Source organism: Marinitoga sp. 1155 (assembly GCF_001021175.1).
Classification (GTDB): domain Bacteria; phylum Thermotogota; class Thermotogae; order Petrotogales; family Petrotogaceae; genus Marinitoga.
Window position 1 is genome coordinate 1 of record NZ_AZAX01000033.1, and the last position, 13,078, is coordinate 13,078.

Sequence of the window (13,078 nt, forward strand, 5' to 3'; positions counted from 1 at the left end):
TGTAAATTGAATTTACACAATGTTCATAGCATAATATTTTATGGAGGGGACCTTCTCTCTTATATTAATACAGAAAACTTATTAGATATATGTTTAAATAGTGAAAAAAAACCAGAAATTTGGATTTTACTCCATTGGAGACATATTAGAAATAATAAAATATTAGAAAAAGAAATATACAAAAAAATAAATTTCTATATCACATTTTCTGCAAGTGATATCTTTGATGGTGAAAACGAAAAAAATTTTTCTTTATTTATGAAAACATTGAATTATATGAAAGAATATACGAAAAAATTCGAATTAACTTTTGTACAGGATAGTGAAGAAATATCTGAATTTAAAATTAAAGATATGCTGGATATTATAATAAATAAATATAAAACGAAGATATATATTTCAAAACTTTTGGATGAAAATAATAAGAGTTTTATGAATCATTTATTTATGCGAGTATCACCTAAAATTTTCTGGAATAATTATTATTATCATCCGTGTTTGAATGGAACCATAACATTGAATGCAGAAGGAAAAATATTGCCCTGCCCATCAATGGAAAATGAAATAATTGGAGATGTTGCAGAAAATGAAAATGCTCTTAAAGAAATATTTTTAGAGAATAAAATAGATAAATATTGGAAACTGCATCTTGGAAAAATAGAAAAATGCAAAAATTGCATATATAGATTTGGATGTTTTGAATGTAGAGCAATAGAAGCAAAAACAAGTCAGAGATTGAATGGGAAATCATTATGTAAAAAGGGAGAGTAATATGGAGTTGGGCGTATTACTTAATTATAATAATTGCTACAGTAATATATTATATTTTCAGAATAAGAATGGAATATAAAGAAAGGAGCTTAAAATATTATTTAAAAAACCAATTAAGACATTTTATAGTTATTTCAATTATATTAACATTATTCTGGATAATACTAAAATAAAAGGAGAGGATATATATGGAAATAATAAAATTCAAAGGAGTAAAAAAGCGATATTATAGTGGGACAGAAGCAATAAAAGGAGTGGATTTTTCAGTAAGAAAAGGAGAGATAATAGGGATAATAGGTCCAAATGGTGCTGGAAAAACCACATTAATAAAATTAATACTGGGTTTGTTAAAACCAACAGAAGGTGAAATAGAAATCTTTGGAAAAGACATAAAAAACATAAAAAAATTAGAAAGGAATAAAATAGGTATGGTTCTGGATACACCAGGATTATATGATGATTTAACAATAGAAGAGAATATAAAATTCTGGCAAAAAGTATATAAGAAGAACAATAATGAAATCTGGGATTTAATTGATAGATGGAAATTAGCAGAAAAGAAAAAAACATTGATAAAAAAGCTTTCGGCAGGAATGAGGCAAAAGGTTGCGATATTAAATTCATTATCGCATGATCCTGAATTAGTAATAATGGATGAACCCACATCAAATCTTGATCCTGAAGCCAGGAGAGATATAGTGGATTTTTTGAAAGGTTTTAAAGGAACTGATAAATCATTGATAATAACATCACATGATTTATTTGATATAGAAAGGATCTGTACGAGAATAATATTTCTCAGAAAAGGGAAAGTAATAGTTGATGGAACATTAAAAGAAATGAAAAAAGCATTAAAAATAGAAGATAAAGTAAAAATTATAGTTAGTCAAAAAATACCTGAAAGAATAATAAGAGAAAACAACATAAATCTATCTGATGAAAAAACAACAATTATACCAGAAGAAAAAGTAAATGAAATATTGGAAATATTTAGAAAAGAAAGAATTAATGTAAAAAGAATAGAAGATGAAAAAGTAACACTTGAAGACATGTATATCTCAATTGTCAGGGAGGATGAAGAAAATGTGGGCTATAATTGAAAAAGAATTAAAAACATTCTTTCGTAAAAAGAAAGAAAGAAATTTATTTTTTATAGCAATGATAATATGGGCAGTAACAATACATTCAGGAGAAAAACATATATACAATCCATATTTTACTGCAGGTGTATTAGTTTCTTTTTTTATTCCATATATATTTGGATGGATAGCTTTTAATGAGGAAAAAAAGAATAAGAATCTTTTATACTTATTATCTTCACCACTTGATATAAAAGAGGTATTTGCAGGTAAAATCATAGCTTTATTTATATTTACAATAGGAGTAGAATTTTTAATTATAGCAATAGGAATAATAATAAATCCATTTGCTGCAGGAATATATCCAACAGTTTCTGATTTAATTACATTAATGCTTACAATACCTATCTGGATGACAGTAATAAGTGCTATTATGGGAATTAGTCTTATGATTTTAGATAATCCATTTATAATAAGAATAGTACTATTTTTATTAATTTATTTTTTTGCCAGTAAAGGTGAAAAAATAAAAAAAATATTTATAATATCAGAATGGTATTACATAATATTTGGAATATTACTGATAACAGGAATAATATACTTAACACCACTTATTCTTAATAAAGAAAAAATTTAGAAATGAATTTGGTAATCAGGAGGAAAGAAATGGGAAACATAAGATTTCTCTATAAATACACCAAAGGACATAGAGGAAGATTGACGATATCGATGACAATGATGATAATATTGTCATATGTATCAATAATGTCAGCAAAATACTACAAAGAAGCGATGGATAATGGGATATTGGCAGGTGACTATGAATATTTAAAAAAGGTTTGTATGATATTAATAGGCGGCTTGACCCCCGAAAATTAAACAAAAAATAAGGAAATCTCATTTTTTCACAGAAACGAAAAAATCAGAAAAATCATAAGAAGAAATAAAATCATTGAAATTATCATTAAAAAGATAAAAAACGAAATCAGGAGTAAGATACTTTAAAGACCCATGAGGTCTAAGATGATTATAAAAATAAATATAGGACATATAATAATTATAAACATCATCGATATCGTTAAAAGAAATATATTCAACAAATTCTCTTTGGACAGAAGAATGAAATGATTCAATAAAAGCTTGAGAATTAGGGTTATTTTTGTATCCAAATTCATGAGTAATATTGAGGTCACTCATAAACGGCTTTTCTTCGAAAAGCTGTTTAATGAAAAATAATTATTAAAATAAAAACCGAATAATTTTTGGCTTTGCCAAAAAGTTATAGTAATATTAGCTTTAAATTGAGGACCATTATCAGTTCTAATAATTAAATTTTGAGGTATAGCATTTCTAAATTTAATAGCCTGTTTAACTGTCTTGATAAAATCTTTAGCTTTAATTGAATTACCAATATAAACACCGACAATTGACCTATCAAAAGAATCAATAATACTTAGAATACTAACAAATCCGAACCCTTTGCTTCGCAAAAAAATAAAGAAATAAAAAATATAATTATAAAGAAAACATAATAATATTTATTCCATAAATATTAAAAAACAAATTTAATATCAGCTTCCCAATACTGATTAGGACCAGTAATATTATGATTTTTAGGTCTTTTTTTAGGATGTTTTGAATGACGATGATAATTTCGAGTTAAATTAAGTTCTTTTCTTAATCTATGAATTTTTTTGTGATTAATAATAATACCGTATTTTTGTTTAAATACAACAGAAAGTTTTTTCTTGATTTTTAATCAAGAAAAAATATTAAGAATTAAAATAAAATAAAAAATCCTAAAACCTGCGGAGCATGTTAGGATCATCAATCGATAACAAATCAACAAGTAGTTTTTTAATATGCACATCATAAATCTTTTCACCTTTAGTATTCAAAGAAAACCCTTTAAAACATTTATTTTTCCTACTATAACGATTAACAGTAAAAAACAATCTTGATTTAAAATAGAAAGTGCTACGTTTAATCTTATAACGATTAAGCAAATAGTCTAAAGAAACACCAAAGTTAGTATATTTATTAATAATTAACAAATCACCAATAAAAGTTACTTTCTTTGTTGTTGTCGTTTTTTTTTCAAAAAATTAATTTCATCCTCTTGCATTTTAATAAGAAGTTCTTTTTCAAGAAGAAGACAATCATAACGATTGTTCATAATATTTAAGTTTTTTCTCTAAAGCAACAGAATCATTAGTGTTATTTGAATTAGACTTAATAATGCCAGCAGATTCATAAATAATTGGAGGAACTTTAGAAATATCCGAAATCATAGAACTAGGACGACCTTTTTTTGAATGAAACACATTATCGTCATAATTAGAATCTTTATATTTTTTAACCTATCTTGCAAAAACAGAATCTGGAATAGAATACTTTTCACAAATATCTCTTTGAGTTAATGAATCATCAGAAAGATATTCTTTAACGACAGACAACTTAAATTCTGGTTCATAATTAGTTCGTTTTCTCATTAAAAAACACCCCTTTCTTTTTTTCAATTTTATGATATCACTTTCTTATTTTTTGTCCAAATCTTGCAAGGGGTGAATACGAAAAGGATTAAAAGAGATGGGGCTATACGAAAACAGAAAAATCAAATACATGGAAGCATCAACAGGAATGAAAAGGCGATTAAACATAGTAAGGGCATTAATAAAAGAAGCAGAAATTTATTTACTGGATGAACCAACAAATGGTGTAGATATAGAAACAAAAATAAAAATATACGAAATAATGGAAGAATTATCGCAAAAAGGGAAAACGATAATATTAGCCAATCATGACGTAAGTGAAATAGAAAAAACAGACAGGATAATAGTGTTAAAAAAAGGAAAAATAGTGGCAGACGAAAAAACAGAGGAAATACTCAAAAAAACAACAAAAGAAAATGAAGAAAGGTTACTGGAATTAATCAAATGAGGCAAAAGCTTAACAGTATCAACATTATATTACCTATTCAAAGGAGAAAAAGAATTATTTAAAGATACATATATATATGACAAATGGGAATTCAAGGAATATCCTGTAATAAAACTCGATATGTCAGATAATACATTAACAACATATGATGAATTTATAGATTCACTTAATGAAAAAATTGAAAAGTTATATAAAAAATATGAAATCCCTAAAATAGAAAACAATCTACCAACAAAATTTGGAAATTTAATAGAAGAATTAAATGAAAAATACAGTGGAAAAGAAATATATATAATAGGAATTAATATCAATTCAGAAAAAAGAAATATTGATGGTTATATTATTGAAAAGATATAACTGCACATAATGTCAAATTAACAAAATCCCCGTTTTCGGGGATTTTGTTATAAGAATTTATCAATAATCTCATCAATCAAAATTCTTTCATCATCTTCAAAAGAGTAATAACCAAGAGCAATACGTTTTTGACCAAGACTATATTTAATGGCAAAATCACGGATTTTTCCTTTTGGATAAGGAGTAATAGGCCATTTGATATCATATCGAACACAATTTCTCAAAAACACATCAAAGATTTTCATTTCCTCATCACTGAGTTCAAAATAATAGATAATAAACTCTTTAAAATTTTTTATATTCTTAAACAACTCAGTGATGAGTTTTTTTCTTGCTATGAAATATAAGCAGCCTCCGTCAGAAGACATACCTTCGGTAGAATATGAAAGATTATTATTATACAAATTATTTATCAGATTTTTCTCTGAAAAATCTGACATCATTATATTAAAAAAATGCATCTTCTCATAGTTGCTTGAGAAGTATTTAATGATTTTATCTTTATCTCCTTTGAATATCAATCTTAAAATATGACTCTTTGTAAAATATGGTTTTTCTATTAATGCTGTATATGTTTCAAAAAATAATTCCGGTATTTTTATTTTCTTTTCATTTTTAAATTTAATTATATTTTCCTTAAAGGTTTTATTTATGTGCATCTTATACAACTCATTTTTTATTTCAAACGGATATGTTTTTTTATATGTCAAACCATATTTTTGAATAAATTTTTTTAAATCTATAACATTTAAAGATTTAGTTCTTAATCTTTTTTTGCTTTTTTTATAAATAAAATAATACAATCTTTTATTTAATGTATATTCTTCTATTTTGAAATCTGGATATTGTATATTTCCCAGAAGTATTTTTAAATCTGGAAAGGTTATCAAAGCATTATAAATAATTTTTAAAAGGCCAAGAACTCTTATATCATTGTTTAATTGTTTTACATTTATAATAGTATCAAGCCAATTAGAAATATAATTAAAATCCTCAAAATAATAACCAGTATAATACTCCAACAAATTTGCAGTATATAATGCTTTCTTCTTATTAATCTTTCTTATCCACCATGTTGCAGAATTTAATCCTGCACATATCATTGCAGGATGATTAAATCTTTTTGCATGTAAAAAACCATTTATAAAATAATCATAAGCTTTATTATATTTTCCTTCAGATAATAACTTTCTGGCTTTTGAATATTCAATTATTGCTTTTTGAACATAACTTTCCTCATATGAATCACCGTAACATTTCAAAACTTCAAAATCTTGATTTAACTTCTCAGCTAAAGCTTTTAATCCAGGTATAATTATTTTTCTTGCATATGGGGAAAGATTGCTTATATTCTTTTTTAACAAATCAAAAATTTCTTTTGATTTATCAAAATTCTTCATTCTTGAATAAATTAAGATAAGTTCATATCTTGCAAGTTCCCTCAATATTGTTGTTGTTGTTGAAATAACTTTATTTGCATATTTGATAGCAGAATTAAAATCTCTTTTCCATTTTGACTTTAACAAGGAAAAGTAATACTTTAAAGATAAATTGTCGATTTTATCTTCAACATAATTAACAATTGGTATTGAAAAACTGCCATACTCAATTATGTCTATGATGTCTTTAAGAAACATGTTATTAATTTTCATATATTATCACCAACCATTTTGTTACATAATTTACAAAAAATAAAAATTAAAATTGCCGCTATTTTTTAGATTGTGAAAAGAAAGAAAATATTATACAAAACATCAGTTTAAAAGATATTTTACAATTCACAAAAAATGTTAACTAACAAACGGTAATAGAAATGTAATTATATAGCAAAAATAAAACCCTGATAAATAGCGACTCGTTAACTTTGTGGTAATACTTGAAAATCATGTTAGAATTGCTAAAATAAAAATAGGAGGTGATGGGGTGAAAAAAATTATAGTAATGACATTAATTGTAATTTCATTTTTCTCCAATATATTATATGCTGGAGACGACTATGATTATTCATCAACTAATTCAATCAACCCTCAAATTCAAAATGAATTTTTAAAGTAAAAACAAATTATGAGTACCAAAGAATATTTATACTCGGTTAATTGAAGAATATATTTAAATTATAGCATATGAGGTTTTATAATACAATATATATTTATATATAAAAATTAGATTAGTAAGGTGGCGTTATGGATAAGATAAGAAATAAATCTTAAAAATATAAACATTCAAAGTTTAATGTTGAAATAAAAAAAGATGATACTTGGATTATTTTTAATACATACACCCATGGAATGCTTGAATTAAATGAAGAATATTATAAAAATTACAAAAATTTTTATATTGAAAATCCAAAAATAGAGGAAAAATTTATAGAGTATGGTATGTGGATAAACAAAGAATTAGATGAAATAGATAGATTGCGTTATATACATAATAAAAATAAATTTGATAATAAAATATTTTCTTTGACAATTAAAACTACGAATAATTGCAATTTTTTATGTAGTTATTGTTATCAAAGTCATAATAAAAAAATGATGGAAAATAACACAATAAATTCTATAAAGAAATGGATAGATAAAACAATATTAGAAAATCAAATAGAAATTCTTAATATCCATGGTGTATGGGAGGATGTTTTTTGCTCGAAACAAAAAAGCTTAAAAAATGTATACCAGAAAAATATATTTTAAATGACTTGATAGAACTATATTATGAGGAGGCAATAAATAATGAAAAAAATTCTAGATTTTAGAGAAAAAAAGAATTTAATAAAAATAATAAAATTGATAATATTTTCATTTATAGGAATAAGTTTATATTATATATTGCCGCTATTTACGAAGTATTTAATTGATGATATTATAAGCACTAATAGTATTAAAGAATTAAAAATCTGGTTATTTTTGGGATTGGGATTTTCAGTATTTTTGCATCTATATATTTTTTATTTCTTAAAATATCAATGGGATAAAATACCATTATATTTTTCTGTGAAATTAAAAAAAATAATACTGGAAAAAATATTTAAAATAAAAAAATATAATTACAAAGACTTTGATAAAGGACAATTATTAAATTACCTTATTTCAGATAGTGGAACATATGCTAATGTAATGATTACTTATTTGGGAACTTTAACTATTGGAATATTGAGGGTAATTACAGGATATATAATCCTATTTATAATAAATCCAATTTTATCTTTAATAAGTGCAATATTTATTCCTTTATATGTGTTTTCTATGGGAATAAATAAGAAAAAACTGGAACAATATTCAAAATTAGAAAGAATTAAAGCTGATGAGTTTATTACAAATGCAAATAAGAATATAGAAGGAAAGATTCATATTAATTTATATCAGAAAGAAAAATATTTTGAAAAGATATTTGAAAAAAAATTAGAAGAATGGAGAAATATTAGATTAAAATATTCATATTGGTATAATTTTGGAAAAGAAGTGCCGATGTTTGTAAATACATTATCTTCTTTTATAATAATGAGCATTGGTGCATATTATGTAATTTCACAAAAAATGACATTGGGAAGTTTAATAATGTTCTCGCAATATTTAAGTATGCTTTTTGAACCATTAAGTCAAATTACTCAGGCAATTGTAGAAAAACAATCAAATAAAGGAATATTAAATAGAATAAATAATTTTTATAATTATAATGAAGAAAAAAAATTAGTCTTAGAAAATGGTAATAAAGATAATATTATAGAAATAAAGGATTGTACAATATATACGGAAAATAAAGAAAAATTATTAGAAATAGAAGATTTTATAATAAATAAAAGTAATGGATTATATATTATAAAAGGAAAAAATGGAAGTGGAAAAACAACTATTTTAAATTTATTAACGCAAATAGCTTCACCTGAAATAATCAAGAAAAATAAAAAGAATTCTACATTTTATTTTTCTAAAGAGTTTATTGAAAGTTGTTCATATTTATATAATCCTGTATATCTTTTTGAAGGTGATGTTAAAACAAATATTATATTTAACAATACAGAAGATCCCCAATATCTAAAAGAGATAATTTCTATGCTAAATATAAATAATTTAGATAAAAAAATAAATTTTCAAAATTTGAATATTTCATTGGGTGAAAAACAGAAAATACATCTGGCAAGAGTTTTGTATTTTTCAAAAGATAAAAATATTTTATTATTAGATGAGCCACTTTCAAATCTTGATTATAAAACCAAGGAAAATATTAAAGACTATTTGGGTAAATTAAAAGAGGAAAAAATAATACTGGTTGTATCCCATGAAAACCTATTCGATGATATTGCTAATAAAATTTATAACATAATTGATAATAAAATTCTTGAGGAAAGGAAGGAGGTGATAGAATGAAAGAAATTTTAAAACCATTAAAAGTTAAAAAAATAGGATATACCGCTGAATGCGGCGTAGGTGGAGTTTCAAATTGTTGTAATGGAACATCTTCTAAATTAAACTAAAACTTGTAGAAGAGTTCACCCTTCTACTTTTTATGATGTATCAAAGAATTTGTAAATTTATATAAATCTCATTGAATTTTAAAAAAATTACAAATAATATATAAATTTTATACTCTCAAAAATTTCTCAATAATAGAATCAAGAAGTTTTTCTTCAGCATCTTCAAAAGAAAAATAGCCTAAAGCAACTCGTTTTTGAGTAATATTATACTTCAAAGCAAAAGATTTCAAATTACCTCTAATTTTTGGAATAATAGGTCATTTAATATCATGTCTAACGGCATTTCTTAAAAATACATCAAAGATTTTCATTTCTTCATCATTAAGTTCAAAAAAGTATCTATATGATTTAATAAACAGTAGAAAGTTCTATTTTCTTTCAAGACTAAGGAGATTTAGAAAGAGTTATATTATTATATAATATAAAAAATATTTTGTTGACAATCTGAGGGGGCACAAAGTGCATCTTTTTTTATATTATGGTAATATTGATTTAATAACAAAATTTTATAATTGCAAATGATTTGCAAGTGCAAATAAATTTTAATTGGAGGTGAAAATATGCATAAGAAATATTTATTGATATTATTTTTATTTATTGGGATTTTAGGATATTCTATAAACATTTCTGTTTCTATAAATCCTTATTATTTAATTTTAAAAGATATTATTGATAAAAATGACACTATAAATGTGATAGTTCCTTCAGGCAAAAGTCCTCATACATATTCATTATCCTCAAAGGATATTATAAATATTTATAAAAGTGATCTCATAATTTTTAACGGATTAAATTCAGAAATATTTATAAATAAAATCATTACCAATATTAAAAAGAAGAAAATTCCGTACTTATTTATTTCTGAAATAATTCCGCGGAATGAATTGATTTTAAGTGATGAACACAATAATAAAAACAGCCATAATGAATTTTTTAATCCACATGTATGGTTAAATCCTTATTTAGTATATAATTATATAATACCAGATATTGTTGAAAAGCTAGTTGAAATTAATCCTTCAAAAAAGGATGTTTATATTAATAATGCAGAAATCTTAAAAGAAAAATTAAAACTTTTGGATGCATATTTATTAATAAAATCACGAGAAATAGAGGGCGGTATTATTACTTTTCATAATTCATTTCCATATTTTGCCAAACGATATAATATAAATATTGCAGAGGTGATTGAAAACTCACCAGGTGTTGAACCGACAATATCTGAAATGAAGAAATTAACGGATTTAGCTAGAAAAAACAAAGTAAAAGCAATTTTTTCTGAGCCTCAATTAAATAAGAAATTAGCAGAAAAATTAGCAAATACTTTAAATTTAAATCTTGGAATTTTAGATCCACTTGGTACAAATGTTAATTCTATAGATGAGTTATATTTATCGATATTTTTAAATATATTAAATGCGATAAGGTGATATTATGAAATTAACAAAACCGAGGCGAGATATTTTGAAGATATATGAAAGGATTGAATATCCTTTAAATGCAGAGGAAATTTATAATCTTTTAAATAATGAATATGATCTTTCAACTATATATAGAAATCTAAATTTTTTTGAAAAAGAGAATATTCTAAAATCCATAGTTTTTTCTGATAAAATTACATATTATTACAAACCACAAGGACATTTCCATTTTATTTATTGCATAAGATGCAAAAGATTTGAACGTCTGGATTTATGTTTTGAAAAGCAGTTTAAAGACTATATTGAAAAAAATATTCAATTTAAAATTACAGATCATATTTTGTATTTTGAAGGAATTTGTTCTGAATGTCAAAAAGAGGGTGAATTTAATGCATGAAAAAATGATCGAAGTTAAGAATTTAAATTATTCAGTAGATAATAATGATATTTTAAAATTTATAAGTTTTGATATATATAAAAATGATTTTGTTGGAATTATAGGTCCAAATGGTGCGGGGAAATCCACTTTAATAAAGATTTTAGTTGGTGAAATAAAAAATTATACAGGAGAGATTGAAATTAATGGAAAAATAGGGTATGTTCCTCAAAAGGATGAAATTGATAGAGAGTTTCCAATAAGGGCATTTGAAGTTGTTTTAATGGGGCTATATAACGAAGTTGGGTTATTTAAAAGATTTAAAAAAGAACATTATAAAAAGGCGAAAGAGATTATGAAGATGCTTGATATAGAATATATATACAATAGGCCAGTTGGAAAACTTTCAGGGGGTGAATATCAGCGCTTGATTTTAGCCAGAGCTTTGATTGGGAATCCGGAAATTTTAATATTGGATGAACCAGAAGCTGGTGTTGACAGTAAATCTCAGTCAAAGATATATAATATATTAGAAGATTTAAATAAAAAAGGAATGACAATTATACTAATAAGTCATGATATTTCTATGGTTGTAAAGAAAGCCAATACTATAATGTGTTTGAATAAAACTTTACATTGTCATAAAAACTCTGTTGAGATGACAGCAGAAGATTTAAAAAAGATTTATTCAGAAGATTTAGAATTATTAATACATATAAATAAACCGTTAAAAGTGGTGAGTAGAAATGATTGAGTTATTTTCTTATGATTTTATAATTTATGCGGTAATTGCTTCTATTCTGGCAAGTTTCAGTGCATCAATACTTTCAAATTATATAGTTTTAAAGAAAATGGAATTTATAGGAGAAGGAGCTGCTCATACAGCATTTGGAGGTATAGCATTAGCTATATTATTAAATCTTAATGTTGATTTAATTAGCATAATTACCGCTATATTATTTGGAACAACAATTTATTTTATTGGAAAAAGAGAAAAAATTAATGAAAATAGTATAATTGGAATGATTTTATCATTTTCAATGGCTTTAGGGGTTATTTTTTTATATTTAAAACCTGGATATACACCAGAAATTACAAGTTATTTATTTGGTGATATTTTAATGGTAACCTCTAATGATGTGATGATTTTAAGTTTTATATCATTTGTTATTTTTCTTTTTGTAATACTCTTTAATAAGGAATTGAAATATTATGCTTTTAATCCTAAAATGGCAAAAAATTATGGAATACCAGTGAATATGATTAATTATTTGTTTTTAATAATAGTATCTGTTGTTGTGGTGACTTCTGTGAAAATAATCGGAGTTATTTTAGTTACTTCTTTATTGATTACTCCAGGTGCCATTTCTAAATTATTTGCTAAATCATTAAATCAGATGCTCATAATATCAGGCTTTATAGGTATTTTTTCCGGTTTTTTAGGTATATTAATTGCTTATTTTATAAATATTCCTCCTGGACCTTCTATAGTTGTTACGTTATTTTCCATATTTATATTTTCATATATAATTAATTACTTAAAAAATAAAACATTTTCTAAAAGGGCCTAATTAACATCTTTAAATTTTTTTGTTAAAAAAGAGATTTAATTTCATTATGATTCTGAAAATATGATATTTTATATGATATAATTAAATGGATA

General features: G+C 24.1%; 18 protein-coding genes and 1 pseudogene. 13 read left to right on the forward strand and 6 right to left on the reverse strand.

Features of this window, described 5'->3' with window-relative positions:
• The 4 genes from X274_RS12180 to X274_RS09200 form a co-directional block, all read left to right on the forward strand.
• Positions 1 to 771 (forward strand): SPASM domain-containing protein (locus X274_RS12180; protein ID WP_047266540.1); only part of this gene is annotated, 771 nt, incomplete at its 5' end.
• A gap of 188 nt (positions 772 to 959) precedes the next feature.
• The gene (locus X274_RS09190) at positions 960 to 1,871 is read left to right on the forward strand and encodes an ABC transporter ATP-binding protein (protein WP_047266541.1); all 912 of its coding nucleotides are present in this window, start codon (positions 960 to 962) and stop codon (positions 1,869 to 1,871) included.
• Complete coding sequence (locus X274_RS09195) at positions 1,855 to 2,487, forward strand: ABC transporter permease (protein ID WP_047266542.1); 633 nt, start codon at positions 1,855 to 1,857, stop codon at positions 2,485 to 2,487. The genes X274_RS09190 and X274_RS09195 overlap by 17 nt, the downstream gene beginning before the upstream one ends.
• A 29-nt stretch (positions 2,488 to 2,516) precedes the next feature.
• Complete coding sequence (locus tag X274_RS09200; RefSeq protein WP_047266543.1) at positions 2,517 to 2,729, forward strand: hypothetical protein; 213 nt, start codon at positions 2,517 to 2,519, stop codon at positions 2,727 to 2,729.
• A gap of 18 nt (positions 2,730 to 2,747) precedes the next feature.
• Here X274_RS09200 and X274_RS12070 read toward each other — a convergent pair whose 3' ends face one another.
• The 4 genes from X274_RS12070 to X274_RS12080 form a co-directional block, all read right to left on the reverse strand.
• The gene (locus X274_RS12070) at positions 2,748 to 3,047 is read right to left on the reverse strand and encodes an integrase core domain-containing protein (protein ID WP_156166191.1); all 300 of its coding nucleotides are present in this window, start codon (positions 3,045 to 3,047) and stop codon (positions 2,748 to 2,750) included.
• Positions 3,044 to 3,340: a DDE-type integrase/transposase/recombinase gene (locus X274_RS12075; RefSeq protein ID WP_197073354.1), complete on the reverse strand. Its 297-nt coding sequence runs from the start codon at positions 3,338 to 3,340 to the stop codon at positions 3,044 to 3,046. Before X274_RS12075 ends, X274_RS12070 begins: the two co-directional genes overlap by 4 nt.
• A 669-nt stretch (positions 3,341 to 4,009) precedes the next feature.
• Positions 4,010 to 4,141 (reverse strand): hypothetical protein, encoded by a 132-nt coding sequence (locus X274_RS12315; RefSeq protein WP_255350158.1) that lies wholly within the window; start codon positions 4,139 to 4,141, stop codon positions 4,010 to 4,012.
• 69 nt (positions 4,142 to 4,210) lie between these two features.
• Entirely contained in the window at positions 4,211 to 4,342 is a 132-nt protein-coding gene (locus X274_RS12080) for a transposase (RefSeq protein ID WP_156166193.1), read from the reverse strand.
• Between the two features lie 97 nt (positions 4,343 to 4,439).
• Between X274_RS12080 and X274_RS12185 the strand changes: the two genes are divergently transcribed.
• Both X274_RS12185 and X274_RS11855 read left to right on the forward strand, forming a co-directional pair.
• Entirely contained in the window at positions 4,440 to 4,790 is a 351-nt protein-coding gene (locus X274_RS12185) for an ATP-binding cassette domain-containing protein (RefSeq protein WP_052913274.1), read from the forward strand.
• A gap of 60 nt (positions 4,791 to 4,850) precedes the next feature.
• Positions 4,851 to 5,147 (forward strand): annotated as a pseudogene (locus tag X274_RS11855) (AAA family ATPase); the annotation flags it as partial.
• Positions 5,148 to 5,194: 47 nt separating this feature from the next.
• Here X274_RS11855 and X274_RS12255 read toward each other — a convergent pair.
• Positions 5,195 to 6,799 (reverse strand): hypothetical protein, encoded by a 1,605-nt coding sequence (locus tag X274_RS12255; RefSeq protein ID WP_047266545.1) that lies wholly within the window; start codon positions 6,797 to 6,799, stop codon positions 5,195 to 5,197.
• Positions 6,800 to 7,070: 271 nt separating this feature from the next.
• Here X274_RS12255 and X274_RS12320 point away from each other — a divergent pair, with 271 nt between their 5' ends.
• The 3 genes from X274_RS12320 to X274_RS09235 all read left to right on the forward strand — a co-directional run bounded on the left by X274_RS12320 (position 7,071) and on the right by X274_RS09235 (position 9,511).
• Entirely contained in the window at positions 7,071 to 7,202 is a 132-nt protein-coding gene (locus X274_RS12320; protein ID WP_255350159.1) for a hypothetical protein, read from the forward strand.
• Positions 7,203 to 7,435: 233 nt separating this feature from the next.
• The gene (locus X274_RS09230) at positions 7,436 to 7,837 is read left to right on the forward strand and encodes a hypothetical protein (RefSeq protein ID WP_047266546.1); all 402 of its coding nucleotides are present in this window, start codon (positions 7,436 to 7,438) and stop codon (positions 7,835 to 7,837) included.
• Positions 7,838 to 7,876: 39 nt separating this feature from the next.
• Entirely contained in the window at positions 7,877 to 9,511 is a 1,635-nt protein-coding gene (locus tag X274_RS09235; RefSeq protein ID WP_047266547.1) for an ABC transporter transmembrane domain-containing protein, read from the forward strand.
• Positions 9,512 to 9,725: 214 nt separating this feature from the next.
• On the opposite strand, the gene X274_RS12325 is transcribed toward X274_RS09235, so the two are convergent.
• Positions 9,726 to 9,848, reverse strand: a complete 123-nt coding sequence (locus X274_RS12325) for a hypothetical protein (RefSeq protein ID WP_255350034.1) — start codon at positions 9,846 to 9,848, stop codon at positions 9,726 to 9,728.
• 330 nt (positions 9,849 to 10,178) lie between these two features.
• Here X274_RS12325 and X274_RS09240 point away from each other — a divergent pair, with 330 nt between their 5' ends.
• The 4 genes from X274_RS09240 to X274_RS09255 are packed head-to-tail and all read left to right on the forward strand — an operon-like array spanning position 10,179 to position 12,986.
• Entirely contained in the window at positions 10,179 to 11,048 is an 870-nt protein-coding gene (locus tag X274_RS09240; RefSeq protein WP_047266548.1) for a metal ABC transporter substrate-binding protein, read from the forward strand.
• 4 nt (positions 11,049 to 11,052) lie between these two features.
• Positions 11,053 to 11,436 carry a Fur family transcriptional regulator gene (locus X274_RS09245; RefSeq protein ID WP_047266549.1) on the forward strand — a complete coding sequence of 128 codons (384 nt, stop codon included), beginning with the start codon at positions 11,053 to 11,055 and terminating at the stop codon, positions 11,434 to 11,436.
• On the forward strand, positions 11,429 to 12,169 hold the full coding sequence (locus tag X274_RS09250; protein WP_047266550.1) for a metal ABC transporter ATP-binding protein: 741 nt from the start codon (positions 11,429 to 11,431) through the stop codon (positions 12,167 to 12,169). The genes X274_RS09245 and X274_RS09250 overlap by 8 nt, the downstream gene beginning before the upstream one ends.
• Positions 12,162 to 12,986: a metal ABC transporter permease gene (locus X274_RS09255; protein ID WP_047266551.1), complete on the forward strand. Its 825-nt coding sequence runs from the start codon at positions 12,162 to 12,164 to the stop codon at positions 12,984 to 12,986. The genes X274_RS09250 and X274_RS09255 overlap by 8 nt, the downstream gene beginning before the upstream one ends.
• Positions 12,987 to 13,078 lie beyond the last annotated feature (92 nt).